The organism is Micromonospora matsumotoense (genome assembly GCF_900091525.1).
GTDB lineage: Bacteria > Actinomycetota > Actinomycetes > Mycobacteriales > Micromonosporaceae > Micromonospora > Micromonospora matsumotoensis.
On the sequence record NZ_FMCU01000027.1, the window covers coordinates 1 to 25,522 of the forward strand.

Annotated in this window: 25 protein-coding genes, 1 tRNA gene and 4 pseudogenes; 21 read left to right on the forward strand and 9 right to left on the reverse strand. The window is 71.3% G+C overall.

Annotation, left to right across the window (positions count from 1 at the left end; all coding sequences use genetic code 11):
• Both GA0070216_RS30795 and GA0070216_RS30800 read left to right on the forward strand, forming a co-directional pair.
• Window positions 1-189 (forward strand): annotated as a pseudogene (locus tag GA0070216_RS30795) (hypothetical protein); the annotation flags it as partial.
• A gap of 394 nt (window positions 190-583) precedes the next feature.
• Window positions 584-973, forward strand: coding sequence for a protein-tyrosine phosphatase family protein (locus GA0070216_RS30800; protein WP_091253443.1), 390 nt, complete (start codon window positions 584-586; stop codon window positions 971-973).
• 151 nt (window positions 974-1,124) lie between these two features.
• On the opposite strand, the gene GA0070216_RS30805 is transcribed toward GA0070216_RS30800, so the two are convergent.
• Complete coding sequence (locus tag GA0070216_RS30805) at window positions 1,125-3,398, reverse strand: ATP-binding cassette domain-containing protein (RefSeq protein ID WP_091253446.1); 2,274 nt, start codon at window positions 3,396-3,398, stop codon at window positions 1,125-1,127.
• A gap of 116 nt (window positions 3,399-3,514) precedes the next feature.
• Here GA0070216_RS30805 and GA0070216_RS30810 point away from each other — a divergent pair, with 116 nt between their 5' ends.
• Window positions 3,515-4,234, forward strand: a complete 720-nt coding sequence (locus GA0070216_RS30810; RefSeq protein WP_091253449.1) for a MerR family transcriptional regulator — start codon at window positions 3,515-3,517, stop codon at window positions 4,232-4,234.
• Between the two features lie 67 nt (window positions 4,235-4,301).
• Here GA0070216_RS30810 and GA0070216_RS30815 read toward each other — a convergent pair whose 3' ends face one another.
• Entirely contained in the window at window positions 4,302-5,492 is a 1,191-nt protein-coding gene (locus tag GA0070216_RS30815) for a hypothetical protein (protein ID WP_091253454.1), read from the reverse strand.
• Between the two features lie 368 nt (window positions 5,493-5,860).
• Between GA0070216_RS30815 and GA0070216_RS30820 the strand changes: the two genes are divergently transcribed.
• Both GA0070216_RS30820 and GA0070216_RS30825 read left to right on the forward strand, forming a co-directional pair.
• Window positions 5,861-7,114 (forward strand): D-alanyl-D-alanine carboxypeptidase family protein, encoded by a 1,254-nt coding sequence (locus GA0070216_RS30820; protein WP_091253457.1) that lies wholly within the window; start codon window positions 5,861-5,863, stop codon window positions 7,112-7,114.
• Window positions 7,115-7,242: 128 nt separating this feature from the next.
• Window positions 7,243-8,022, forward strand: a complete 780-nt coding sequence (locus tag GA0070216_RS30825) for a peptidylprolyl isomerase (RefSeq protein WP_245722843.1) — start codon at window positions 7,243-7,245, stop codon at window positions 8,020-8,022.
• 77 nt (window positions 8,023-8,099) lie between these two features.
• Here GA0070216_RS30825 and GA0070216_RS30830 read toward each other — a convergent pair whose 3' ends face one another.
• Window positions 8,100-8,330 (reverse strand): hypothetical protein, encoded by a 231-nt coding sequence (locus tag GA0070216_RS30830; protein ID WP_091253597.1) that lies wholly within the window; start codon window positions 8,328-8,330, stop codon window positions 8,100-8,102.
• Between the two features lie 239 nt (window positions 8,331-8,569).
• On the opposite strand from GA0070216_RS30830, the gene GA0070216_RS30835 reads away from it, so the two are divergent.
• The 3 genes from GA0070216_RS30835 (at window position 8,570) to GA0070216_RS30845 (ending at window position 11,282) form a co-directional block, all read left to right on the forward strand.
• Window positions 8,570-9,799, forward strand: a complete 1,230-nt coding sequence (locus tag GA0070216_RS30835; RefSeq protein ID WP_245722844.1) for a D-alanyl-D-alanine carboxypeptidase family protein — start codon at window positions 8,570-8,572, stop codon at window positions 9,797-9,799.
• Window positions 9,796-10,638 (forward strand): M15 family metallopeptidase, encoded by an 843-nt coding sequence (locus tag GA0070216_RS30840; protein WP_245722845.1) that lies wholly within the window; start codon window positions 9,796-9,798, stop codon window positions 10,636-10,638. Before GA0070216_RS30835 ends, GA0070216_RS30840 begins: the two co-directional genes overlap by 4 nt.
• 137 nt (window positions 10,639-10,775) lie before the next feature.
• Window positions 10,776-11,282, forward strand: a complete 507-nt coding sequence (locus GA0070216_RS30845; RefSeq protein WP_091253460.1) for a DinB family protein — start codon at window positions 10,776-10,778, stop codon at window positions 11,280-11,282.
• A 64-nt stretch (window positions 11,283-11,346) separates the two neighbouring features.
• Here GA0070216_RS30845 and GA0070216_RS30850 read toward each other — a convergent pair.
• Window positions 11,347-11,715, reverse strand: a pseudogene (locus GA0070216_RS30850) (alpha/beta hydrolase); the annotation flags it as partial.
• 317 nt (window positions 11,716-12,032) lie between these two features.
• On the opposite strand from GA0070216_RS30850, the gene GA0070216_RS30855 reads away from it, so the two are divergent.
• From GA0070216_RS30855 to GA0070216_RS30865, 3 genes are all read left to right on the forward strand, one after another.
• Complete coding sequence (locus GA0070216_RS30855) at window positions 12,033-12,362, forward strand: hypothetical protein (protein WP_091253465.1); 330 nt, start codon at window positions 12,033-12,035, stop codon at window positions 12,360-12,362.
• A gap of 374 nt (window positions 12,363-12,736) precedes the next feature.
• Window positions 12,737-13,936: an RtcB family protein gene (locus tag GA0070216_RS30860; RefSeq protein WP_091253468.1), complete on the forward strand. Its 1,200-nt coding sequence runs from the start codon at window positions 12,737-12,739 to the stop codon at window positions 13,934-13,936.
• A gap of 31 nt (window positions 13,937-13,967) precedes the next feature.
• A tRNA-Arg gene (locus GA0070216_RS30865) sits at window positions 13,968-14,040 on the forward strand.
• A gap of 34 nt (window positions 14,041-14,074) precedes the next feature.
• Here the strand turns inward: GA0070216_RS30865 and GA0070216_RS30870 are convergent.
• The 4 genes from GA0070216_RS30870 to GA0070216_RS30880 all read right to left on the reverse strand — a co-directional run bounded on the left by GA0070216_RS30870 (window position 14,075) and on the right by GA0070216_RS30880 (window position 16,387).
• A complete protein-coding gene (locus GA0070216_RS30870; RefSeq protein WP_091253471.1) occupies window positions 14,075-14,596 on the reverse strand; it encodes a hypothetical protein in 522 nt (173 codons plus the stop codon).
• 191 nt (window positions 14,597-14,787) lie between these two features.
• Complete coding sequence (locus GA0070216_RS30875) at window positions 14,788-15,996, reverse strand: helix-turn-helix domain-containing protein (protein WP_245722846.1); 1,209 nt, start codon at window positions 15,994-15,996, stop codon at window positions 14,788-14,790.
• Entirely contained in the window at window positions 15,993-16,139 is a 147-nt protein-coding gene (locus GA0070216_RS34855) for a hypothetical protein (protein ID WP_176739223.1), read from the reverse strand. The genes GA0070216_RS30875 and GA0070216_RS34855 overlap by 4 nt, the downstream gene beginning before the upstream one ends.
• Window positions 16,136-16,387, reverse strand: coding sequence for a hypothetical protein (locus tag GA0070216_RS30880; protein ID WP_091253475.1), 252 nt, complete (start codon window positions 16,385-16,387; stop codon window positions 16,136-16,138). Before GA0070216_RS30880 ends, GA0070216_RS34855 begins: the two co-directional genes overlap by 4 nt.
• 129 nt (window positions 16,388-16,516) lie before the next feature.
• On the opposite strand from GA0070216_RS30880, the gene GA0070216_RS30885 reads away from it, so the two are divergent.
• Both GA0070216_RS30885 and GA0070216_RS30890 read left to right on the forward strand, forming a co-directional pair.
• Complete coding sequence (locus GA0070216_RS30885) at window positions 16,517-17,308, forward strand: GntR family transcriptional regulator (protein ID WP_091253480.1); 792 nt, start codon at window positions 16,517-16,519, stop codon at window positions 17,306-17,308.
• Window positions 17,309-17,367: 59 nt separating this feature from the next.
• Window positions 17,368-17,859, forward strand: a complete 492-nt coding sequence (locus GA0070216_RS30890; protein WP_245722847.1) for an N-acetyltransferase — start codon at window positions 17,368-17,370, stop codon at window positions 17,857-17,859.
• A 27-nt stretch (window positions 17,860-17,886) separates the two neighbouring features.
• Here GA0070216_RS30890 and GA0070216_RS30895 read toward each other — a convergent pair whose 3' ends face one another.
• A complete protein-coding gene (locus tag GA0070216_RS30895) occupies window positions 17,887-18,687 on the reverse strand; it encodes a GntR family transcriptional regulator (RefSeq protein WP_091253487.1) in 801 nt (266 codons plus the stop codon).
• A gap of 207 nt (window positions 18,688-18,894) precedes the next feature.
• Here GA0070216_RS30895 and GA0070216_RS30900 point away from each other — a divergent pair, with 207 nt between their 5' ends.
• The 8 genes and pseudogenes from GA0070216_RS30900 to GA0070216_RS30940 all read left to right on the forward strand — a co-directional run bounded on the left by GA0070216_RS30900 (window position 18,895) and on the right by GA0070216_RS30940 (window position 25,487).
• Entirely contained in the window at window positions 18,895-19,935 is a 1,041-nt protein-coding gene (locus GA0070216_RS30900) for an NsdA family TPR-like regulatory protein (protein WP_091253490.1), read from the forward strand.
• 49 nt (window positions 19,936-19,984) lie between these two features.
• A pseudogene (locus GA0070216_RS35895) lies at window positions 19,985-20,340 on the forward strand (transcriptional regulator); the annotation flags it as partial.
• A complete protein-coding gene (locus tag GA0070216_RS30910) occupies window positions 20,337-20,918 on the forward strand; it encodes an HD domain-containing protein (RefSeq protein WP_091253494.1) in 582 nt (193 codons plus the stop codon). The pseudogene GA0070216_RS35895 and the gene GA0070216_RS30910, both read left to right, overlap by 4 nt.
• 311 nt (window positions 20,919-21,229) lie before the next feature.
• The gene (locus GA0070216_RS30915; protein WP_091253499.1) at window positions 21,230-21,784 is read left to right on the forward strand and encodes a hypothetical protein; all 555 of its coding nucleotides are present in this window, start codon (window positions 21,230-21,232) and stop codon (window positions 21,782-21,784) included.
• Between the two features lie 59 nt (window positions 21,785-21,843).
• Window positions 21,844-21,945, forward strand: a pseudogene (locus tag GA0070216_RS36510) (GntR family transcriptional regulator); the annotation flags it as partial.
• Between the two features lie 1,148 nt (window positions 21,946-23,093).
• Window positions 23,094-23,252 (forward strand): hypothetical protein, encoded by a 159-nt coding sequence (locus tag GA0070216_RS34860; RefSeq protein WP_176739222.1) that lies wholly within the window; start codon window positions 23,094-23,096, stop codon window positions 23,250-23,252.
• Complete coding sequence (locus GA0070216_RS36740; RefSeq protein ID WP_176739224.1) at window positions 23,186-23,803, forward strand: RICIN domain-containing protein; 618 nt, start codon at window positions 23,186-23,188, stop codon at window positions 23,801-23,803. The genes GA0070216_RS34860 and GA0070216_RS36740 overlap by 67 nt, the downstream gene beginning before the upstream one ends.
• Before the next feature lie 346 nt (window positions 23,804-24,149).
• On the forward strand, window positions 24,150-25,487 hold the full coding sequence (locus tag GA0070216_RS30940) for a cytochrome P450 (RefSeq protein ID WP_091253506.1): 1,338 nt from the start codon (window positions 24,150-24,152) through the stop codon (window positions 25,485-25,487).
• The last annotated feature ends 35 nt before the right edge of the window (window positions 25,488-25,522 follow it).

A 25,522-nucleotide genomic window follows, 5' to 3' on the forward strand; every position in this document is an offset into this window, starting at 1 on the left:
GTGGAGCAGATCACCGACCCCGAGTACGCCACGATGGCGTTCCTCAAGGGCCTCAAGCAGGTCGACGGCTGGCAGGACATGCCCCTGACCAAGGCCGCCCAGACCGTCCAGGTCTCGGCGTACCCCGACCACTACGCCCAGTGGGAGCAGCAGGCCGCCGACCTCGTCGCCAAGCACTGGAACAGCTGACCCGTACCCCGCACATGACGCCGTTGGCCGGCACCCTACACCCGGGGTGCCGGCCAACACCGCGTCCGCCGTCCGCCGTCCGATCGGCAGGTGGGGCTGGGGGACCGGTGCCGTGGTGGTGGGGCGGACAGCGGGCAGTGACGGGGGTCACTGGAGGGCGGGGAAGGAGCCTGGGGGGTCCCGCGTTGTGCAGGGTGTCGGTGTGTTCGGTGTCCCCGGGCCTCACCTGAAATGCCGTCGCGGAGTTCCGTCCGGCTGGAGCCGCGTTGCGCCACGCGCCGAGAGGCGACCCGCACATCGACACGCGCCGCCCCCGACCCACCAGGGTCGGGGGCGGCGCGCTGCGTGCGTACCGGGCAGAATCACGGGTGTGGACTGGTCCAGTTCGACCGGCATGGTCACCCTGCCCAGCGGTGCGACCGTGCGCGGGCGACGGGTGGCCGACGTGGTGTCGCCCGCCGACTTCGCCCTGATCCTGGCGCCCGGCCCGGCCCCGGCCTGGCCCTACCGGCAGATCCGGTGGCCCGACTTCTGGCTGCCCCTCGACCGCGCGGATGCCCTGGACGCGTTCCGCGAGGCACTGCGCCGCGCGCACGACGGTGGCCGGGTGGAGGTGGCCTGCCGGGGCGGGATCGGCCGGACCGGCACCGCCCTCGCCGCCCTGGCGATCCTCGACGGGCTGCCGGCCCGGCAGGCGGTGAGCTGGGTCCGCGACCGCTACCACCCGAAGGCCGTGGAGACCCCCTGGCAGCGCGTCTGGCTGCGGCGGCTCCCGGACCGCTGACAGCCCCGCCCGCAGCCCGCCCCGGTCCTGGGCCGCCCCGGCTGGCGCGGCCGGTACCGCGTTCCGGTCGGCGCGACCGCGACCGGCACCCCGTCCCAGCCGGCGTGAGTGCCACCGCATCCCCGCCGGGCCGAACTGCGCGACCGGTCGGTTACCGGGGTGCGACGTACTCGCGCAGGTGGCGGGCGGTCAGGGTGTCACCGCGCGCGACCAGGTCGGCGGGGGTGCCGGTGAAGACGACCCGGCCACCGTCGTGCCCGGCGCCCGGGCCCAGGTCGATGATCCAGTCCGCGTGCGCCATCACCGCCTGGTGGTGCTCGATGACGACCACCGTGTTGCCCGCGTCGACCAGCCGGTCCAGCAGTGCCAGGAGTTGGTCCACGTCGGCCAGGTGCAGCCCGGTGGTCGGCTCGTCCAGCACGTAGGTGGCGGCCTTCTCGGCCATGTGCACGGCCAGCTTGAGTCGCTGGCGTTCCCCCCCGGAGAGGGTGGTCAGCGGCTGCCCCAGGGTGAGGTAGCCGAGACCGACCTCGGCCAGTCGGTCGAGCACGACCCGGGCCGGCCCGGACGGAAAGAACTCCCGGGCCTCGGTCACCGACATGCCGAGCACCTCGCTGATGTTCCGGCCGCGCAGCGTGTATCCCAGCACCTCGGGGGTGTAGCGACGCCCCTCGCACGCCTCGCAGACGGTGGCGACGGCGGCCATCGTGGCCAGGTCGGTGTAGACCAGCCCGATTCCCTTGCAGGTCGGGCAGGCGCCCTCGGAGTTGGCGCTGAACAGCGCGGCCTTCACCCCGTTGGCGCGGGCGAACGCGGTGCGGATCGGGTCGAGCAGGCCGGTCCAGGTCGCCGGGTTGCTGCGTCGGGAGCCCCGGATGGCGGACTGGTCGACCACCACGACCCCGTCCCGACGGGGCAGCGAGCCGTGGATCAGTGAGCTCTTGCCCGAGCCGGCCACGCCGGTGACCACGGTCAGCACCCCCAGTGGCAGGTCCACGTCGACGTCGCGCAGGTTGTGCAGGTCGGCCCCCCGGATCGGCAGGTGACCGGTGGGTGTGCGGACGGCCGTCCGCAGGGTGACCCGGTGGTCGAGGTGCCGACCGGTCAGCGTGTCGGAGCACCGCAGCCCGGCCACGTCGCCGGTGTAGCAGATCCGGCCGCCGGCCGTGCCGGCTCCCGGGCCGAGGTCGACCACGTGGTCGGCGATCGCGATGGTCTCCGGCTTGTGCTCCACGACCAGCACCGTGTTGCCCTTGTCGCGCAGCCGCAGCAGCAGGTCGTTCATCCGGGTGATGTCGTGCGGGTGCAGCCCCACCGTCGGCTCGTCGAAGACGTACGTCACGTCGGAGAGGCTGGACCCGAGGTGACGGACCATCTTCACCCGCTGCGCCTCGCCGCCGGAGAGGGTGCCCGACTCCCGATCCAGGCTGAGGTAGCCCAACCCGATCTCCACCAGCGAGTCCAGGGTGTCGCGCAGGTCGGCCACCAGCGGCGCCACCGACGGGGCGTCGATCCCACCGATGAACTGCGCCAGGTCGCTGATCTGCAGGGCCGCGCACTCGGCGATGGTGCGTCCGGCGATCTTCGACGACCGGGCGGCCTCGTTGAGCCGGGCCCCGCCGCACGCGGCGCAGGTGGTGAAGGTGACCGCCCGGTCCACGAACGAGCGGATGTGCGACTGCATGGACTCGCGGTCCTTGGCCAGGTAGAGCCGGCGGACCTTCACCACCAGACCCTCGTACGTCCAGTTGTTGGCCCCCACCTTGATCTTCGTGGCCGGCTTGTGCAGGAAGTCCGCCCACTGCTGCGCGGTGAAGTCCTGGAGTTTGACGTCCGGGTCGAACAGGCCGGAACCGACGATGGTCTGCCAGTACCAGGAGTCGACGGCGAAGTTCGGCACCAGGATCGCCCCGTCGTTGAGCGAGCGTTCCACGTCCACCATGGCCGACACGTCCAGGTCGGAGACCCGGCCCAGCCCCTCACAGGCCGGGCACATGCCCTCGGCGAGGTTGAAGCTGAACGCCCCGGCCCCGCCGACGTGCGGCTCGCCGAGCCGGCTGAACAGGATCCGCAGCATCGCGTACGCGTCGGTCGCGGTGCCCACGGTGGAGCGGGAGTTGGCCCCCATCCGTTCCTGGTCGACCACGATCGCCGGGGTCAGGTTCCGCAGTGAGTCGACGTCGGGCCGGGACAGGTTCGGCATGAACGACTGGAGGAAGGCACTGTACGTCTCGTTGATCAGCCGGCGGGACTCGGCGGCGACGGTGCCGAACACCAGGGACGACTTCCCCGAACCGGAGACCCCGGTGAAGACGGTGAGCCGCCGCTTGGGTATGTCGACGGAGACGCCGGTGAGGTTGTTCTCCCGGGCCCCGCGTACCTCGATCACGTCGTGGTGGTCGGCGGACTTCGCTGATTGCTCCATACCTTCGATTTTCTCATTCATGATCTTATTGAGACTTTCGTCGGTGCTCACCGCGTTGGCTGGGGGAGCGCCGGGCGGAAAGTCTCAAACCACATGACAACCGATAGGGTGAGCGGGTGGGGGAGCGACGGTGGCGGCTGGTCGACGTCGCGGCCAGCGCGGGGATCTCCACCCAGCAGGTGCGCAACTATCTGGCCGACGGGGTGCTGCCGCCGACCGACCGCACCCCGAGCGGCTACCGGATGTTCACCGCACGCCACGTCCGGGCCCTGGCGGTGGCCCGCCGGATGGCCGAGGGGCACGGCTGGTCGCGTACCCGGGAGGTGTTGGCCGCCGTGCACCGGGGCGAGTTGCCGACGGCGCTCGCCGCGCTGGACGCCGGGCATGCCGAGCTGGACCGCGAGCGGGCCGAGATCGCCCGGGTGCTGGGCGCCTTCGAGACGGTGCTGGGCAGCCCGGCGACGGCCGTGCCCCGCCGGGACGCCCGGATCGGTGTGGTGGCCGCCCAGGTCGGGGTGCGGACCTCGCAGCTGCGCCTCTGGGAGCAACGCGGCCTGCTCCGCCCGCACCGGCAGCGGGGCACCGGCTACCGGGTGTACGACGTGGCCGAGTGGCGGGCCGCGCAGGTGGTGGCGCTGCTGCGCCGGGGCGGGTACCCGTTCGACATCATCACCGCGGTGCTCGACGAGTTGCGCAGCACCGGCCGCCCGGACCGGGTCCGGGCCGAACTGGCCCGCCGGGAGCAGGACCTGCACCGCCGCAGCGTGTGCCGGCTGCGGGCCTCCGCCGCGTTGTACGGCTACCTGGCCGAGACCGGCGCGGCCGAGGCGCCCTGAGCCGACCGGTCCCTACACAGCCGGACGGCCCGGCGGATCATCCGCCGGGCCGTCCGTGCGCGAGGGGTCAGTTCAGGCCGCAGGCGGCGAAGTTGTCGAGGTTGGGGCGCTGTGCGCCGACGCGGTTGAAGGCGATCTCGATGCGGTCGAGGGCGGCCTGGCGCTTGTCCTTCAGCGGGCCGAGGATGGCGTTGTTGATGAAGTTCGCGCCGCCCTGCGGGTTGGCGGCCTGCTGGGCGAGGCGGGCGTTGGCCTCGCTGATCTGCTTGTTCAGGTTGGCCAGTTCGGCCTGGACGTTCGCGGCGGCCTGGGCCGGCACGGCGGGGATCTGCGGCGTCGGGCAGTTCACCGTCCGGGCGGCACCGGAGTTCCCGGCACCCGCGTTGCCCGCACCGGCGTTGCCGGCTCCGGCGTTGCCCGCACCCGCGTTACCTGCACCCGCGTTCCCGGCCCCGGCGTTGCCGGCACCCGCGCCGTTGAGGCCGCAGGCGGCGAAGTTGTCGAGGTTGGGGCGCTGTGCGCCGACGCGGTTGAAGGCGATCTCGATGCGGTCGAGGGCGGCCTGGCGCTTGTCCTTCAGCGGGCCGAGGATGGCGTTGTTGATGAAGTTCGCGCCGCCCTGCGGGTTGGCGGCCTGCTGGGCGAGGCGGGCGTTGGCCTCGCTGATCTGCTTGTTCAGGTTGGCCAGTTCGGCCTGGACGTTCGCGGCGGCCTGGGCCGGCACGGCGGGGATCTGCGGCGTCGGGCAGTTCACCGTCTGGGCGGCGGCCGTGGTGTTCGCGCCCGTGCCGGCGTTACCCGCCTTGACGGAGCTGTTCAGCGCGCTGGCGACGCCCGGGGCGTTCAGCCCGCAGGTGGCCAGGCTGTCCAGGTTGGGGCGCTGCGCGCCGACCCGGTTGAAGTTGATCTCGATGCGGTCCAGCACCGCGACGCGCTTGCTCTTCAGCGGGCCGAGGATGGCGTTGTTGATGAAGTTGGCGCCGCCCTGCGGGTTGGCCGCCTGCTTGGCCAGCCGCTCGTTCTGCCGGGCGATCTCCTCGTCCAGGTTGGCCAGTTCCCGCTCCACCCCGGCGGCAGCCGCCGCCGGAATCGCCGGCAGCTTGTCCCGTACGGTGGGGCAGTTCACGGTCTGCGCGGCGCTGCTGCCGGTGTTCTCGGCGGCGGAGGCGAGCTGCAGACCGCCACCCAGGAGCAGCACCGCCAGGGCGCCCACTCCGCCGAGCTTGAGGACGGAATTCTTCCGCATTGGCCTGGCCATGTACCTCTCCTCTGATCTCCGGCGGGCCGTGGACGATGTCGCGTCCGGGGGCCCGACGGTGGCTGGGGTGAAGGGGACCGGTGTCCGCCGTCTGGCACTGGCGACCGCCCCGGTCCGTCCTTGCGGCGATGGATACGGGGACCGGTCGGAGATCGTTCAAGAATTTCGGTCAGCTTCCGGTAGCTCTCCGTGGTCATGGGTAAAAACGCAGCTCAGCGAGGGTGGGAGCGATCCCGGCTGCACTCCGGAGCAGCGTTTTCGGCAACCTGGAGTCATCGGATGCTCACCGAAAGTGAGCTGCATCGGTTCCGTCGGGCCAGTCGCGCCCCCTGGGGGAGCGGCCTGCCGCCTCGGTAGGGTGCCTGAGCATGAGAGCCCGGGTCCTGGCCGCCGCCGTCGCGGCCGTACTCCCCGTCGGAGTGACGCCCGCTCCGGCGGACGCGGGCGGTGCGGTCCGCGCCGGATCGGCCCGCGCCGCCGTCGTGCCGTGCCCGAAGCTGCCGGCGCCGAAGGTGACCCGACCTCCCCGGCCCGTGCCGCCCCCGGCGGTGCCCGCGCAACAGGCGGTGGGTGGGGAGGCGCTGGCCACCACCGGACTGACCGTGCCGCCCGGCGCACCCACGCCGCCGCCGGTCACCGCGACCTCCTGGCTGGTCGCCGATCTGGACACCGGGGCGGTCCTCGGCGGCTGCGGCCCACACGAGTACGGCACCCCGGCCAGCGTGCAGAAGTTGCTGCTCGCCGCCACCATGCTGTCGAAGCTGGACCCGAAGCAGGTGGTCACGGTGACCCGCCCGGACCTGGACATCGAGCCCGGCAGCTCCGCCGTCGGCCTGCTCGACCGGGGCCGCTACTCGGTCGAGACCGCCTGGCTGGGCCTGCTGCTGCAGTCCGGCAACGACGCGGCCAACCTGCTGGCCCGCCTGGGTGCGGGCAGCGCGGCGGCCGGGGTCCGCGAGATGAACGCCGAGGCACGCCGGCTCGGCGCGTGGCAGACCCGCGCGGTGACCCCGTCCGGGCTGGACGGGCCGGGGCAGTTCACCAGCGCGTACGACCTGGCGTTGATCGCCCGGGTCTGCTTCGCCGACCCCACCTTCCGCCGGTACGCACTGACCGAGCGGGCCCAGATCCCGGCCCAACCGGCGCTGCGTAAGCCCGGCTTCCAGATCCAGAACGAGAACCAGTTGATCTACCGGTACCCGGGGGCGCTGGGCGGCAAGACCGGCTTCACGGACCTGGCCCGGCACACCTACGTCGGAGCCGCCGAACGTGGTGGCCGGCGGCTGGTGGTGACCCTGCTCGGTGCGGAGGCCCGCCCGGTGCGCGGCTGGGAGCAGGGGGCGCGGCTGCTCGACTGGGGCTTCGGCCTGCCCCGGGACGCCGCGGTGGGCCGACTGGTCGACCCCGGTGAGGTGACCACCCCCAGCGCGACGCCGTGGGCGTCCGCCCCGGTGGCCGCCGCGCCGAATCCCGCCGGGCGGGTGGTGGGCGCGCCGGACTGGCGCGGTGGGGCGCTGGTCGGCGGGGCTGCGGTACTGGTCGGGTTGCTGGCCGTCCTGCTCGCCGTCGGCCGCCGCCGGCGGGCCCGCCGACGGGTCCGGCGACGCGTCGCCTGGGACTGACCGCCGCCCTTCGCCGGTGCCGCCTCGCCCGGGACCGGCCGGCGTCGACAACCGGGTCCGCCCTCCATAGACTCCGGTCGTTCCGGTACCACCCGCCTCTCCGGTACCACGAGTCCAGGAGGACCACAGTGTCGAGTGAACCCCGACCGTTCGCCGCCGGGTCGCGTGCCCATGGCCGGCTGGCCCGCCTCGCCGGGACGGCGCTGGCCTCGGCCGCGCTGGTCGTCGCCGGTGGCACCGCGGCCGTCGCCGCGCCGGCCGACGGGCCGAGCGCCGCCCGGACCACGAAGGGGCCGTGCGCGTACACCTCCACGCCCGACGAACCGGCGGCCCGGCCGGTGCCGCTGCCGCGGGACCCGCGACAGACGCCGGACCACGGCACGGTCCGGGTCACCCTGCGCACCAACCAGGGGCCGATCGGCCTGACCCTGGACCGGGAGCAGGCCCCGTGCACCGTGCAGAGCTTCCTGCACCTGGCGCGACACCGGTTCTACGACTGGACGCCCTGCCACCGGCTGACCGCCTACCCGACGCTCAAGGTGCTCCAGTGCGGGGACCCCTCCGGCACCGGTGAGGGCGGGCCGGGCTACCGCTACCGCGACGAACTGCCCACCGACCTGCCGCCCGCGCCGACCGACCCCACCGGGGTCCGCCGGCTCTACGCCCGGGGCACGCTGGCCATGGCCAACGCCGGTCCGGACACCAACGGCAGCCAGTTCTTCCTGGTGCAGTCGGATTCGGCGCTGCGCCCCAACTACACCGTGTTCGGCAGCATCGACGCGGCCGGGCTGGCCACCCTGGACCGGATCGCCGCCGGTGGCATCGCGCCCACCCCGGAGGACCCCGCGCCGGTGGACGGCGCCCCGGCCCAGCCGGTGCAGATCCACCGGGCCATCCGGGGTCGCTGAACCCGGCGGGCCGGGTCGCACCCCGGCAGACCGCTGAACCCGTCGGGCGGGGGCGTGGATCGCCCCCGCCCGAACGGTCAGCCCTCCTCGCCCGCCGCGCGGGCCCGGTCGGCGTCCGCGTCGGCCGACCCGACCGGTACGCCGTCGCCGTCGCGGTCCGCCCCGGACAGGTCCACCTCCGCGCCGGCCCGCGCGGCGTCGGCGCGGGCGTCGTCCGCCCCCACCACGGGGCGGGTGTCGACGTCGTCGACGTCGACCAGGTCACCACCGGCCGCGAGGCCGAGCGGAGCGTAACGGGGGTCGGTCATGGTCTCCTCCTTCACCGGTGCCTACCCTCCGCTACCCGCATGGACCGTCGTCGACACCTCCCGCCGCAGGTCGGGTGACCACCGGGCGCACCCACGGCCCGGTGCCGGGGACCCGAATGTGGGTTCGAGCTGCGGGTTCGTCGCAGCAGGGGCGGCATGCTACCGGTCGACCCGGGCCCGCAGGGCGTGATTCACCGGATCGCCCGAGCGACGGACCCGGCATCACTACGTTCGTCAGCGTGAGAGTTCGGGGACGTACCGCCGCTGTCATCGTAGGCCTCCTGCTGTCGCCGGTCGGCGCGCCCGCCGGTGCCGTGGCCGCTGCCGGGGCGGTGACCACCGGGCCGTGCGCGCCCGTGCCGGCGGCGTCCCGGCCGCCCCGGCCGACGCCGCCGCGCGCGGACCCCGCCGCCCGTGCGGTCGGGGGCCCCGCCCTGGCCACCAGGGCGCAGGTACGGCCGGCCGGGACGTCCGCGCCGCCCGCCGTGCCGGCCACCTCCTGGCTGGTCGCCGACCTGGACAGCGGCGACGTGCTCGGTGGCTGCGGCCCGCACGAGTACGGCACCCCGGCCAGCGTGCAGAAGCTGCTGCTCGCCGCCACCGTGCTGCCGACCCTCGACCCCCGGCAGGTGGTCACCCTCACCGACGGCGACCTCGACATCGAGCCCGGCAGCTCCGCCGTGGGTTTCGCCGAGGGCGGCCGGTACCGGATCGAGACCCTCTGGCTGGGCCTGCTGCTCAAGTCCGGCAACGAGGCGGCGAACGCGCTGGCCCGGCTCGGCGGTGGCGCGGACGGTCTGCCCGGCGGGTTGCGGGCGATGAATGCGCACGCCCGGCAGCTCGGCGCGTGGCAGACCCACGCGGCGACCCCGTCCGGGCTGGACGGGCCGGGCCAGTTCACCAGCGCGTACGACCTGGCGCTGATCGCCCGCGCCTGCTTCGCCGATGCCACTTTCCGCCGCTACGACACCACCCGGGAGGTGATGATCCCGGCCCAGCCGGCGCTCGGCGAGAAGGCCTTCCCGATCCAGAACGACAACCAGCTGCTCTACCGGTACCCGGGGGCGCTGGGCGGCAAGACCGGCTACACGGACCTGGCCCGGCACACCTACGTCGGGGCGGCCGAACGCGGCGGCCGGCGGCTCGTGGTCACCCTGCTCGGCGCGGAGGTCGTTGACAAGCGGGGCTGGGAACAGTGCGCGGCCCTGCTCGACTGGGGTTTCGGGGTGCCCCGGGGTGCGGCCGTGGGCCGCCTGGTCAACCCCGGTGAACTGACCGCCGGCCCGTCCGGGACCGCCGCCACCCCGCCCCCGCTGGCCGCCGCCGGTGGGCCGGGCCGACTCGACCCGGCCGCTCACCCCTGGTCACGTCCGCTGGTCGCGGTCTCCCTGGCCGCCGTCGTGGCCGGGCTCGCCGGGCTGCTGCTCGCCCTGCGCCACCGACCCCACGACGTCCGCCGACGGCGGTGAGGCCCGGCGCGTACCGCCGCCGGTGGGTGCTGGTCCGGTTGCTGCTCGTCGCGGTGGTGCTCGCGGCGGCGGGCTGTGACCGGCCCCCGCACCCCGCGCCGCCGGCGGACGCCGCCACGCCCACCCCGACCGGACCCCGTGCCCCGGCCGACGTGGTGCTGCTGTCCGAGGTCGACCCGAGCATCGTCGTGGACGTCCGCTACGCCGGCCCGCACAACTTCGTCGGCCGCCCGGTGGACGGCTATGACGAGCCGTTGTGCCTGCTCACCCGTACCGCCGCCGAGGCGCTGCGCCGGGTGCAGGACGCCGCCCGTGCCCAACGGTTGAGCCTGCGGGTCTACGACTGCTACCGGCCGCAGCGCGCCGCCGACGAGTTCGTCCGCTGGGCGAAGGACCCCGCCGCGCAGCAGATGAAGGCGGAGTTCTATCCCCGGGTGGCCAAGTCGAAGTTGTTCGCCGACGGCTACCTCGGTGCGCCCACCGCACACAGCCGGGGCAGCACCCTCGACCTGACCCTGGAACCCCGGCCGGCCCCGCCCCGCGCCTCGTACGCCCCGGGCCGGCCGCTGGTGGCCTGCACCGATCCGGCCGACCGGCGGTTCGCCGACGGCAGCCTCGACATGGGCACCGGCTTCGACTGCTTCGACCCGCTCGCGCACACCGCCGACGCCCGGGTCAGCGGCGACGCCCGGACCCACCGGCAACTGCTGAAGCGCCTGATGACCGAGGAGGGTTTCGTCAACTACGACCGGGAGTGGTGGCACTACCGGTACGCCGACGAGCCCTACCCGGACACCTACTTCGACTTTCCGGTGGCCCGCGCGTCCCTGCCCCGCTGACCCGCCCGTCATCGGTCCCGGGGTCGGCCGCCCGCCGGTCGACCTGCCCCGGCGGGCCGGCACCCGGACGCCGCTAGGCTGCCCGACGGCTTCCGGCCGCCCGCCCGGGGCGGCCCCGTTCCCGTGGAGGACCCGACATGACCACCGAACGGATCGGCCCGCCGCTGCGCGCCGGGGAGCGGGAGACGCTGCGCGCCTTCCTCGACTTCCACCGGGCCACCCTCGCCATGAAGTGCGAGGGGTTGACCGACGAGGAGCTGCGTCGCCGCGCCGTGCCGTCGTCGCAGTTGACCCTGCTCGGCCTGTTGCGGCACCTCGCCGAGGTGGAGCGCGCCTGGTTCCGTCGGGTGATCGACGCCGAGGACGTGCCGCTGCTCTGGTCGGACACCGGCGACTACCAGCAGGCGTACGACCCGACCGGGTCGACCGGGGCGGAGGCGTTCGAGGCGTGGCAGCGGGAGGTGGCGCACTCCCGGCGTATCGAGCTGGCGGCGGCCTCGCTCGACGTCACCGGCCACCAGGCGCGCTGGGGTGAGGACGTGTCGCTGCGGCTGGTGATGCTGCACATGATGCACGAGTACGCCCGCCACAACGGCCACGCCGACCTGCTGCGCGAGGGCGTGGACGGCAGCGTGGGCGTCTGACCGCCCGCCCCGGCCCGGTGGCGGTGCCGCGCCCGTCGGGTCAGGTGACGGGGGGCCGGGTGCGCAGCGGCAGCCCGGCCACGAAGGTGTCCTCCCGGCGTTCGGAGATCCGGAAGAACGACCGGCAGACCCGGGGCAGCTCCTCGGTGAGGAAGGTCCAGTACCGGTTGCCGTGTGTCTCGTCGGTATAGAAGCTGCGCCCCACCTGGGGCATCACCACGGCCACGCCCAGCGACGCCACGTAACGTTCGATCGAGGTCTGGCGGGTCCAGGCGGTGTCGTCGTCGCTGAGGCCGTGCAGCAGGTAGAGCACCGGCGGGTCGCCGTCGGCCGGTGCCGTGGGCAGCTCCGGGTCGGGTTGCGGCAGGATCACCGTCATCGACGTGCTGGTTCCCAGCGCCTCGGAGTCGAAGTCGCACCGCAACAATGCCATGGCCACGGACCGTACCGCGTGGTGTCCGGGCCGGATACGCCCGCACCGCCCGGGGGAACCCTAGGCTGTCGCCATGTCCACCGGGGATGCCGTGATCGACCTGGACGCGCCTCGGGACGAATCCGTCGGGCCGACCGGCAGCCGTGGCCGGCGTGCCTCCCGACCCTGGCTCGTCGCCGGTCTGGTGGCCGCCTTCGCCGCCGGCACCGTGCTGGGCGGTTGGGGTGTCGACCGGTCGCGGGAGGCCCGCGCCCGACAGGAGCGGGACGCGACGGTCACGCTGGTGGCCATCCCCGCCGGAGTGGACAGCGGCCGGCGTGAACTCCGGGGGCCGGGCCCGGATCGAGGGGTCGCTGGCGGTGGTCAACGCCGGGCCGTCGCCGATCACGGTACGGTCGGTCCGGGCGGAGAGCCCCACCGTCCTGATCCAAAATCTCGGCCTGACCCGGTTGATCCGACCCGGGGGCACCGGCTGGATCGGCGTGGTGGTGCTGTTCCAGTGCGGGGAAGCGGTCGGGACGGAGCCGCTGTCGATGCGGTTCTCCGTGCAGACCGCCGACGGGCAGGTCCGGGAGGCCCGCTACCCGGCCGCCCTCGTGGGCAGCGTCTGGCTCGACAGGCTGTCGGGGATGTGCGAACCGCGATAGCCGCCACCTGTGCGGGCGGGAATATCCATTTGCGGCGGTGCGGGCGTCCGCCTAGGTTCAACGGCAACAGCACACCGATCAACCGGGGAGCGCACCGTGTCGCAGCACCTGCACACCGAAACCACACGGCAGTTGCCGTGCGGTGGTGTGCTGTTGCCCGCCGGCAGGCGAACCCAGCGCCGGTGCGGCCAGCGACCGGGGTGGCGGCGCGGATAGCGCCAGCGCGACACGCGCAGCCGCCCATCCCTACCAGGGGACCGGGCGGCTTTTTCGTCCCCGACTCCCGCCGAGGGGTGCCGCGCACCGGGTTCCGGCCCCGACAGTCGCCGGTGCGAAGCCGCTCACCCCTGCCCCCACGAACGAGGAGAACCACCATGGCATTCACCCCGCTGCCGGGCACGAAGGCCCCGGTACGGGTCTGGACCGACCCGTACGGCATCGAGCCGCAGGCCGCCCAGCAGCTGCGCAACATCGGCGCGCTGCCCTGGGTGCAGGGCGTCGCCGTGATGCCGGACGTGCACTACGGCAAGGGCGCGACCGTCGGCTCGGTGATCGCCATGCGGCAGGCCGTCTCGCCGGCCGCCGTCGGGGTGGACATCGGCTGCGGGATGAGCGCGGTACGGACCTCGCTCACCGCCGCCGACCTGCCCGACAACCTCGCACCGCTGCGGTCCGCGATCGAGGCGGTCGTGCCGGTCGGCTTCGCCAAGCGGGACGACCCGGTCGACCCGCGTCGGGTCCGGGGCCTGGAGCAGCGCGGCTGGGACGACTTCTGGGCCCGGTTCGGCACCCTGGACCGGAAGGTGGCGCAGTTGGAGAGCCGGGCCCGGCACCAGCTCGGCACCCTCGGCGGCGGCAACCACTTCATCGAGGTCTGCGTCGAGCAGGACGGCCCGGACGCCGGGCAGGTCTGGCTGATGCTGCACTCCGGTTCCCGCAACATCGGCAAGGAGCTGGCCGAGCGGCACATCGGGGTGGCCCGTACCCTGCCGCACAACGCCGACCTGCCCGACCGGGACCTGGCGGTGTTCCTCGCCGGCACCCCGGAGATGGACGCCTACCGGCGGGACCTGTGGTGGGCGCAGGAGTACGCACGGCGCAACCGGGCGGTCATGCTGGCCCTGCTCTGCGGCGTGGTCCGGGACGCGTTCCCGCAGGTCAGTTACGGGGAGCCGATCTCCTGCCATCACAACTACGTGGCCGAGGAGAGCTACGACGGGGTGGACGTGCTGGTGACCCGCAAGGGGGCGATCCGGGCCGGCCGGGGGGACCTGGGGATCATCCCCGGGTCGATGGGCACCGGGTCGTACATCGTGCGGGGGCGGGGGAACCCGGACGCGTACTGCTCGGCCTCGCACGGCGCGGGGCGGCGGATGTCGCGGACGAAGGCGAAGCGGACGTTCAGCACCGCCGACCTGGCGCAGCAGACCGCCGGGGTGGAGTGCCGTAAGGACGCCGGGGTGGTCGACGAGATCCCCGGCGCGTACAAGGACATCACCGAGGTGATGGCGCAGCAGGACGACCTGGTCGAGGTGGTGGCCCACCTCAAGCAGGTGGTCTGTGTAAAGGGTTAGACCGGCCGACGCCCCCGGGCGTCGGCCGTGAGCCCCGGTGGCGCAGCGGACAGCGCGCCGGTCTACGAAACCGGAGAGCCCAGGTTCGAATCCTGGTCGGGGCACCGTGCGGAAGTGGCAGGCTCCCTGTCGCGATTTCTAGTCGAGGTCGTGTATCTCCAGTCCTCGCATGATCAGCATCTGCATCGAGCCGAATCCGTAGAGATCCGCGTCGGATGACAGGTTCGCCACCTCGCGGAGCACCGGCTCGACGTCGATGCCACACTCGCGGGCCCGGTGGCACAGCGACCAGATCGTCATCAGCTCGTCGCGCGGATCGGCGCCTTGATCCATCGCGGAGACATGGACGAGTCGTCGGCGGAACTCTCCGACCGAATCCCACGCCACCGGTAGGTGGGCGGCCCAGCGGAAGGACGGGTGAGCCCGAAAGATGTCCCGGACCTCCGCACGGGCCGGCGCTCCGCCGGTCTCGTACGCCTCCAACAGCGCCTCGAGCGCGGCGGACGCCTCGGCCGCCACCCCGGCCTCTTCCACCGGCGGCGGCGCTTGCCGGATCTGGGCCATCCAGTTCGGATCGTCGAGGTCGACCGGGCGCTCGGCGATGTCCCGCAACAGATCGTCGATCACGGCGACATCCGCGCGGACCCTAGCAAGAATCATGCCGTCATTGTGCTGTCCCCAAGGAGGTCCACCGGGTCGGGAGGCCCGGTAGCCGCGACCGCTGGGCTCAGGGCTGGCGATGGGCGTGGTAGCCGCTGACCGGTCCGAGTGCGTCGGCGGTCTGCCGGCTGATGATCAGGTGCGCTTCCTGGACGTCACTCAACGACCGATCCGGCCACCAGGTGCACAGGTCAGGGGCGGGTCAACCCGATGGTGGCGGCGAGGCGGGCGACGTCGGCCGGGGTGGGGCCGGCGCGGAGCACGGCGGTCAGGGCGACCCGGGCGGCGGGACGGGTGCGGGTCTCGGCCGGGGCGATGCGGTCGGCGGTGACGAGGGCCCGCCCGGCGGCGTCGTGGTCACCGAGGTCGAGGTGGGCCCGGGTGATGTCGATGAGGTGGGCGGCGCGGTGTTCGGCGGGGAGCCGCCGCCAACCCTCCTGGTCGGTGGCCCGGCGATGCAGGGCGACGGCCCGATGGTGGTCGCCGAGGCGGGTCGCGGTCAGGGCACGGGCGAGGTCGATGCTGATGGGGCCGAACGTGACGCCGTCCTGGTCGTGCCGTTCGTGGTCGGCGGCGAGGTGGGCGGCGCGTTCGGTCAGGTCGTGGGCGGTGGCGGCGTCGCCGTGACCGGCGGCGGCGAGGGCGGCCTCGATGAGCAGCGTCCCGGTCAGGGCCGACGCCGGCGGGTGGCCGTGCGTCACCGCCGGGTCGAGTTGGCGTACGGCGGTGAGCGCGGCGGTCGTGGCCAGCCGGCCCCGCCGGAGCGCCTGCGTGAGCGACACCGCCGCGAGCCCGATCCGCAGCGGGTCACCACGGGTGGCGGCCATCATCGCCCGGTCGGCGGCCAGCCAGGCCAGGTGCGCGTCGCCGAGCTTGACCAGTGTCTGGGCGGTGAGCCGGTAGACCCGCACCAGCAGTTCGAGCACGGGCGGGTCCGCCAGGCTGACGTGGCAGGCGTGGCGGCTGTCGACGAGCAGGCCGGGCAGCATCCGCAACACCTGGGGGTGCTGCCCGTTGCGGTACGCCGTCCACGCGTAGCCCGCCTGGTCGTCGAGCTGCCGCACCGCCGCCCCGATCGGGGCGGATGCCGGAGCGTCGTGCCGGGCCAGGGCGGCCCGGACCCGTTCCACGGCGGCACCGACGTCGGTGACCGGTGCCGGCGGGGTCCGACCGGTGAGCAGGAGCTGCGGCGCGACGCCGAGCGCCCCGGCCACCGTCTCGATGACGGAGAGCCGATCGAGGGTACGCACACCGCGTTCGACCTTGTCGACCCAGCTCTTCGACTTGCCGATCCGGTCGGCGAAGACCTGCTGGCTCATGCCCCGGCGGGTCCGTAACTCGGCCATCCGCCGGCCGATCGGCGGCTCGCCGCCGGTGCGCTGCCGGCCCGGCCCGGTCACCGGTCGTGCCCCGGCAGCGGCATGGTGTGGGTGGACTCGCCGCAGCGGGGGCACCACCGGGACTTGACCCGGAACGCGAGCAGCCCGAGCAGGAAGCCCGGCACCAGCCCCCCGAACACCACCGACAGGACGTTGGAGATCACGAGCGCCCCTGCTCCCCGACCCCGGCAGTGGGACTGTGCGTCGGCGACAGCGCGCGTAGGTTCCTCGTCACGCGGGCCGCCGTCTCCTCGGCGTGTTCAACGAGCGTGAGCAGCGGTGAGTTGATCGGCCCTCGCAGCTCAAGCGCGTCTGCTGCCCTGGCGAGCGCGACCAGATGGATGCGACTCGACTCAAGGGCGCGGTTCACCACCTCCATGTCCCGCGCCAGTTCACGTGCCCGGTCTTCCATGCCACATCCTTTGGTGATTCAAGAGTCGCTCTGCGTGACGTCGGATTCATACCAACCATTACAGGTCGTCGCGTGCGGGTCAATACCGTGCCGATAGATTGGTTGGTACGACAGGGAGAGGATGGGACCGTGGGTCAGCCGAAGTACCGCCAGATCGCCAGCGAGCTTCGAGATCAGATCGTGTCGGGAGCGCTGAGGGAGGGCGATCGGCTTCCCACCGAGCCGCAGCTTGAAGAGCGGTACGACGTCTCCCGAAACACCGTCCGCGATGCCACCGCGCTGCTGATCAACGAGGGCCTGGTGCACAGGGTGCCGGGGCGCGGTGGCGGCATGATCGTTCGAAGGAAAGCCATCCTGACGTTTCATGCCCATCGCGCGGAGATGCCTGCCCCTCCGACGGCTGAGGCGGACGCGTGGCGGACGGAGGTGGTGGCACAGGGGTATGAGGCGGCACAGGAGTTCTCGCTGATGATTCGGTTGCTCTCATCCGATATCGCCGAACGTCTCCACGTCGAGCCCGACTCGGTCGCCGTGCTGCGACGCTGCGTCCGATACGTCAACGGGCAGCCGTCCTCGTTGCAGGACACCTACTACCCGATGGACCTCGCCGAGGAGATCCGCGAGCTGCTCTCGCCGAAGGACATCCCGCAGGGGACCACCCGGCTCCTGGGCGAGCGCGGTCACGAGCAGACCGCCTACTACGACGAGTACCTCTCCCGGATGCCGACACCCGAGGAGACGAACCTGCTCGGATTGCCACCGGGCACGACGATCCTGCTGCACATTCGCACCGGCTACACCGAGCAGCGCCCGGTGCGGGTGTCCTTCAACGTCTTCGCTGGTGACCGCAACCAGATCGTCACCACCCACGGCGACGTTCGCGTCATCGCCAGGTTCCGCCCCGAGGAAGCGCCGGAATGATCATTACGCCGGCGCGGTTAGAGGACGTCGAGACAATCATGGGGTGGCGACGGGAGCGCGTGGCATGGCTCGCCGCCCGTGGTCAGGAGCAGTGGTCAATCCCGCTGCCCCGCTCGGCCGTTGCGGCGACCGTCTCCGCCGGACAGACGTGGATGGTCTGGGCCGGCGACGATCCGGCCGCCACCATCACCCTGACCGCCTACGTGGATGTTGACGGCCTGTGGAAGCCGGACCGGGACCCGGAAGCGCTGTGGTATCCAGAGGACGATCCGGTCGACGCCCTGTACGCGGCGAAGATGATGATTCCGCTCGCCCATGCCGGCGAGAACCTCGGTGGTGAGCTGCTCGACTGGGCGGGTGGGCGGGCCTACGCGGCAGGGTTGACCTGGCTGCGGCTGGACGCCTGGACCACCAACCACCGGCTCCACGACTACTACCGTGGGCAGGGCTTCCGGCACGTCCGCACCGTCGGGTCCCGTGTTTCCGGCGCCTGCTTTCAACGACCATCTCAGCCTTACCTGGACGGTCGACTCAAGACTGAGCCGGCATGACCGCCAGGAACCCGCTCCGTGTGCCTCCTACTTGTCGTCCCCACCGGCTGGAAACTCGTATACCAGCTCGTACACCTCGGCGTCGAGCACCATCAGGGACACCTCCACGCAGCGATCTCCCGCGTAGGCATGTCTGGTGATCTCGAAGACCAGACTGCCTTCTCGGCGCAGGCTCAGCCCCTCCCGCCCGTCGACCCCATCGATCTCCTCGGGAGTCGGTGCACGGCTGATGACGCGTTCCACGAATCTGGTCGGCCGGAAGCCCTGCTCGGCAAGTCGGGCGAACGTGCCTCCCGATCCAGTGTCCGTGTGTTCGATCCGTGTGCCACGGGTCAGGTCCGTCGGTAGGTAGGCGGTGGCGAGCTGAACCGAGCGTCGGCCACGGACGTACCGGCGATACCGCGACAGCACGATGCCGCCAGGCGGTACTCCGAGGGCGTCGGCGACCTGTGCGGGCGGCACGACATCGCCGACTGTGACATCCACGGCCTTCGGTGGGTCTGCCGAGTCGTATGCCTGGATCGACAGCCCGCGTCCCCATTGATCGGCGGAGAGCCTGCCGGGCGAGGTTCGCGGGACGCGGCTCGCCCGTACCAGGCTGCCGGAGCCTCGGCGCGACTCGATCAGCCCTTCGGCGCGCAGGCGATCAATGGCCTTCTCGGCAACCCCGCGAGCTACGGCCTCCTCGGCATCCGCGGCGAACTCGCGGATGGTGGGGAGCTTCGCGCCGGCCTCGTAGCCCTTCACGCCCTCCCTGATCCTGCGTCTGAGCTCGGCAGCGAAGCTCTCGGCGCTGTGCTTCCGCCCCTGGCCGCTCACGTCGTTCATCGGATCTCCAACTGTCGTCTGACAGAAGGCTACGGGTGGACCGAGTGCCGGAACCGCCCATGATGATGGATGTCTGCCTCGTCTCCCCGCCGGCCCTCACACTCACCGATCTGATTGCGTGGACACCTGCGGTCGCGGACACTTGACCGGTCTGAAGAGGTGGAAACACGATCCGGCTACTGGCCACCCGAAGCTCGGGGGAGGGACGTGGAACGACGAGCGTTCGGGCTCACCGCCCTGTATTCCCTGGCTGCGCTTGCCGTTCCGCTGGACTCCTGGCAGGAGATTGCCGACCGGGGCCAGCGGGCGCAGGATGGGGGCACGGCAGTGGGCCGACGCGAGATCGACGCCGTGCGGGACATGCTTGCCGTGTTCAGCACGGCCGACGAGCGGTTTGGCGGCGGGAACGCTCGTCTCGCGGTGGTCCAGTACCTCACCTCCGACGTGGCCGGCTATCTCCAGGGCAACTTCGCGTCCGACCACGATCGTCGGGCCATGTTCAGCGCCGCCGCCGAGTTGACCTACCTCGCGGGCTGGAAAGCGTTCGATTCATCCCTGCACGGGGTGGCCCAGCGGTACTACCTCCAGTCGTTGCGGTTGGCGAACGAGGCGGACGATCGGGCGCTCGCCGGTTTCACGCTGCGCGCGATGGCGCATCAGGCCGTTGACCTGGGAAACGGCCCGGAGGCGCTGCAACTCGCCAGCTCGGCACTCGAATGGTCGAGGGGGAGGGCGACCCCGGCGGCGACCGCCCTCTTCACCGTTCTCGCCGCTCGGGGGCATGCCGCGACGAGCGACAGGGTCCGAACGTCGGCGGCGCTCAAAGCAGCCGAAGCCCACCTGGCGAAGGCGTCCCCGGACGACGAGCCGGCGTGGATTCAGGCCAGCGGTTTCACCGAGACGTCGCTGGCCAGCCAGGCCGGGCAAGCCCTTCGTGACCTGGGCGACCTCCCTGCCGCCGAAACCCAGCTGCGCCGTTCGGTCACCACCCGCAACACCGAGGCGTACCGGCGTATCCACACCCTGACGCTGGCCAACCTTGCCGACGTGCAGTGCGCGCGCGGACGACTGCGCGAGGCGACCGAGAACTGGAACAACGCCCTGGACTCGATGGCCGGTGTCCGGTCCGGCCGTGCCACCTTGGCCGTGCGGAACATGCGCTCCCGGCTCAGCAGCTTCGGCCCACGCCTGCCCCCGTTCGCCAAGCGACTCGACGAACGGGCGGCGGGCTTCCTCACCACCACCTGACACGATGTCGGGACTTCACCAGGATGATCAGGGAGCCTCCGAACGTGAAGCGCCGACCACCCGCGCCCGCAAGGCGATCACGCTCCGAACCTGGTCACCAGCACGACGACTCCTTATGCCTGCACCGCTCGCAGACTGGCACGGCTCGGTTCTCTTCCGGCACCTGGTCCAGCGCCTCGACCCGACGCATCCCTTCGTCGATCTCAACGTCCACAACATCTGGGCTCTGCTCGCCATACGACGCGGTCTCACCCTCGACAACCCCGCCGAGAGCCGCCCGCTCCTCAAACGCAGTACCCGCTCCTGGACAGCGACCGCATCTCTCCACAATCCCGGCAGGAACTAACCTCTGTCGTCTACAGCCTGCGGGCAGACGGAGTCACCGGCACAGGGACGGGCAGATGAACGACGACCACCACGCCGCCGGAGCCATGAGCTTCATCTTCGAGGCCGGCGTACTCAAACGCGCCGCCCGCACCGGCTGGTGGTTCGTCGGCGTCAAGCACCCCGAATCCATCGCCGACCACTCGTTCCGGACCGCGCTCATCGGGATGATGCTCGCCGCCATGGAAGGTGCCGACCCCGCCCGGGTGTCGATGCTGTGCGTCCTGCACGACACCCAGGAAACCCGGATCACCGACATCCCACACATCGCCAGGCGCTACCTCACCGCCGCACCCAACACCGCAGTTACCGCCGACCAGGTCGCCGCCTGCCCGCCGGCCGTCGCCAACCTCATCAACGCCGCCGTCGCCGAGTACGAAGCAGGCGAGACACCGGAGGCCATCGTCGCCCGCGACGCCGACAAGCTGGAATGCCTCGTCCAAGCAGTCGAATACCGCCACCAGGGTATCGACAACGTCCAACGCTGGATCGACAGCTCACGCGCGGCACTGAAGACCGCCAGCGCCCACCGCCTCGCCGACGCCGCCCTCACCGGAGAACCCCTCGCCTGGCTCACCCCTCGCCCACCGCCGGCATAGTCACCAGGCATCAGGTTCTTCGTCCGGCTACGTAGGCAGCGTCACAGGTATCGGGTCATCGTCCGCGTTGATGCTCTCCGGGCGTCGAGGCAGTAGGCACGTCACCGGCCAGGGTCGTGCCCTGACCGGGTTGACCGCATCATCGACATCACGCAGTTCCTGAGCCGGGCCGGGGCGACGATCCGCATCAACTGACGGGTCCGTGCGGTGATCCAACCGGGGGGAGGGCGTGAGTCTCACCACCGGCCGGATCGTTATACCCGTAGTGTCCGAATGGCGCAGCTCGCCGTACCCCCGTAGGAGGTCCGACCATGCACCGTCGTCTGACTGCGCTGCTCGCCGCGCCGCTGCTCGCCGTGCTCGCCGCCTGCGGCACCGTCGCCGCGCAGGCCGCGCCGCAGCCGCCACCCTCGTCGCCCGTGCCGGAGCAGTCGTACTGGCCAGGTCAGGAGGCGCTGATGGACGCTGGCGCTCGGGTGGATGAGGTCGCCCCGGGTCGGTGGCCAGCCGCGTACGCCGGCGTGGCCCTAGACGTGCCGGGCGGGCGCCTGCTGATCTACCGCGTGCCGACCGCCGGTATGGACGCGGCGGTACGCGCCCTGGCGCCGGCGGTGCTTGTCGACTTCGTCGACGCCACGTACTCGGCGGCGAATCTTGAGGAATGGGCCGCCAAGGTTCGGGACGACCAGGCGTTCTGGCAGCAGCGTGGGGTGACGGTGCACAGTGTCGGCACCGATTTCGGCAGGTGCGTGACGGTGGGCCTGGCCGACCCGCAGCGCGACGGCGGGAAGCTGCTTGCCCGCTACTCCAAGGCGGCGTTGTGCGTGGAGCAGGGGTACGCCTCAGACCCGCTTACGGCGAACTGAGCCAGCGTCGAGGGCCGAGGGTGACGTCGATGCGACCGATGAAGTGGACGTGAACGAGGCTGATCGAGCACTACGGCGTTACGGAACCCGTGATCGACCGCGCCATGCAGGTGCTACGGCTCAAGGGCATGACCGAGACCTTGCCCGGAGTGGGCGTTTTCTCGCCGAGTAGGCAGCCTTCCCGATCGGCCATCCGGCCCCTGGGGGTCGTTGCGGGTCGGGTCCGGTGGGGGAGGTTGCTGTACTGCTGGCGTCGTCCGAGGCGTTGCCTCCGCCGAGTCGGAGGATGCTCATCGCATCCAGCCAAGGAATCGGTAGTGCAGGTGGCCTGCGGAGACACGGGTCAGGTCCTAGGCGGCGTCGACGAACTAGGGGCCAGGTAGAGGGCCAGCGACACCGGGGCGCGGTGGTACTCCGCTCGTAACTCCTGACGACGGGTGTGACAGGGCCATTCGGCATTGCAGCCGCCGCAGGTCCAGCCCGGCGTGAGTGGAAGGTGTGTGGTCATCGCGGTGTCTCCCGGGTGGCCGGTTGTCTTGGTGGTAGTGGAACTGTTGGACACGTAACGTCGATTTCATGATCGATCCGAGTGCGGATCGCGCCGCGTTCCGGCAGCTCGCAGACCTCCTGGCGGACCGGATCATCTCTGGCGCCCTCGCGCCTGGGCCTCACTGCCCAGCGAGCTGCGGTTGGCTCAGGAGTACGGGCTGAGTTGCACGCGCGTCTGACAACCGGTAGCACTGCTCCAGTCGGAAGGGCTCGTCATCGTGGAACCACCGCGCGGCACGTTCGTCCGCACCATCGAGCCGACCGAAACGGTGGCCCTCCTCAAGGGCGACACCGCTACCGCCCGGATGCCTACCCCAGCCGACGACGCGAACTGGAGATGGGCGTGGGCATCCTGGTCATCGTGATCTTCCGCGCCGACGGCTCCCGAGAGCTGTACGCCGCCGACCGCATCCGCGTGGGTCGCTGACCCTCTCCCAACTTTGGGAAGCCCCGCCGGCCCGAACCTGTCGACTGGTGACGCTCCGGGTCGTTGAGCAGGTGCCGAACGCCATCGGTTCAGGTCCAGGGTTGACCTGTGTCGACGCTTGCACTGTCTTCTTGCCGCTCCGCGCCGCCCAGTACCGGTCGCTGTTCTCGGCCCGCAACGCCGCGTTCTCCTGCCGCAAAACGGCATTCCCACGATCGAGATTACCGAACCCGCCGACGACCACCTGATCAGTCACCAAAGATCTGTGCTCGCGGAGCCAGTGGCCTGGTGACCCGTCTCGGAAAGATCGCTAGGCGATCAGGAGGGGGAGCGGTGATCGATGCCATGGCCGAGCGGCTATTGCGATCTCCTTCTCGCATCCGGATACTGATGAGTAGTATGCACATCTACGAATGGATCATCGCATGGATCATCTCCATCGTGATCGCCGTGCCCTCACGGCAGGAGTCGGAGCCATCCTTCTCGGACTGAGTCTTCTGGTGCGGCCGGCAGTCGGCGCGACGGCGCAGCTGGAAGATTCCGATCGGAATGGCGTACAAGTGGGTGTCAACGCTAACTACTATCAGCTCAAGAATCCAGACTCGGGATTGTGTTTAACGCTCTACAATGGCAACACGATCGATGGGGCACCGCTGGTCGCCATGCCATGCGCCCAAGGTGGGAGGCCTATGAGCTGGGCTTTCAGCGCTGGGAACGCTGGCAACCTTTCCTCCCAAGCCGATTCGAGTCGATGTGTCGATGTCCTGAACGGCGTGACCGCCGACGGAACTTCCGTGCTCGACTGGCCTTGCGGTTCCACCAACCCTAACCAGCAGTGGACTCTTACCAATGGCGGCAGATTGCTGAGCGGTCTGTCAGGCGGGTGGTGTCTCTCTATCTACGGGAATAACCCGGCGCCTGGGACGATCGTCGTCCTGATGTCGTATCTGAATGCGGGCGGAAGCCCTTCCCCCTCATCGTCTTCGTCTCCCTCTTCGCCTCCGAGTGGGGCGGGCGATTACGCGAAGTGGGTTATCAGCTAGTGCCCCGTCACGCAGCCGTGGACGGGGTGGTCCGCTGTGGCCGCTGACCCTCGGTCGTCGACACCTGCCGGACGGACACCTCCGGCCGTCCACCCACCGGCCATCACCTCCCACCACGAGTGCGGGGAGGTGGCCTGCCGATCCATCCTCAGAACCGACGCATTACACGATCAACTTTCAAAGACGGGGCACTAGCCGATCGCATGTCCGCCGCTATCGCCAGACGACCACGGGGAGAGCAGTTTGGGGATGTGAGGGAACACTCGCACGAATGAACTGAACTCCATACAAGTCCTTGTGTACGTGGCGTTGTTCGAGATGCGAGAAGGGTAGGAGTGATTCGCGCATGACAGCCAAATCGCACTTCGCTGCGTCGGCTTCCGGCGCCAGTCGGGACTGGCGGACGGTGCTGGCCTCGTCGGACGTGTACGCCGTGCTGTCCGACCCGGCGGTGATGGCGGATCCGCTGCCCCTGGCTGCCTGGCTGCGGGAGAACGCCCCCGTGTACCGGAGAGCGGACGGCGAGTACCTGGTCAGCCGCTACGAGGACGTCTCCCGTCTCTTCCGGGCGCCGCCGGATCACATCCGGGTGCAGGCGGCCGGCATCCTCCGGTCCGGGGCCATGGAACAGCACCCGAGCGTCCGTCGGCTGGCGGACACCATCGGGCTCCGGAATCCACCCGAGCACACCCGCCTCAACCGGGTCTACATGCGGTACTTCACTGCCGCCCGGGTGGCCGCGCTCCGGGAGCAGACCCGGGTGGTCGTGGCGGACAGCGTCCGAGACCTCACGGCGAGACTGACCGCCGGACAGCAGGCGGACCTGCACGAACTGGCGACCGCTCTTCCCACGCACATGATGAGCCTGCTGCTGGACCTGCCCCCGGCGGACATCTCCTGGCTGAACACGTGCGTGTGGCGCATCGAGCAGCCATTCGATCCGACGCTCACCGACGTCCGCCTGTCCGACGCGGATCACAGCAGTGTGGAACTGGACGCCTTCGTGGTGGACCTGGTGGCCCGTCGGCGCGGCAGCGGAGGCAGCGATCTGATCACGGCCCTGGCCGACACGAGAGATGACGAGGGTGGCCTTTCGCAGAACGACATCATCGCCATGGTGTTCACGATCCTCGCGGGCGGAGGGCCCACCATGGCCTGGGTCATCGCCTTGGCGCTGTGGCGCACGCTGGTCCGTCGTGAGCACGTCGACCGCCTCGACGGATCCCCCGGCGGGGCTGCGGCGTACGTCGAGGAACTGCTGCGGTTCGAGTCACCGGCGATGTACAGCCCGATCCCGCGGGTCGCCGTACGCGACATCGAACTGGGGGGTGAGGTTCTCCCTGCGGGCTCGCGGATCTACGGGCTGATCACCGGCGCCAACCACGACCCCCGGGCGTTCCAAGATCCTGGAGTGTTCGATCCGTCGCGCTTCGATCCCTCATCACGGCGGCGTGGCGCTGCCCCCGTGCTGGCCTACGGCACGGGGATCCACCGCTGCGTCGGGGCGCACCTGGCCTCGATGGAGCTCGAAGTGGTCTTCGAGGAGATCTACGCGCTCCTGCCGGACCTGCACTTGGAGGGGCCGGTGACGTGGGGACGCACCTCGTACAGCCGTAGTGTCACCGCGCTCCCTGTCCGGCTGGGCACCCCGGCTCCGGCGCGGTTGGAGCACCGGCGGCCATGAGGCGAATCCACGTTCCCTGGCAGGACGGAGAGAAG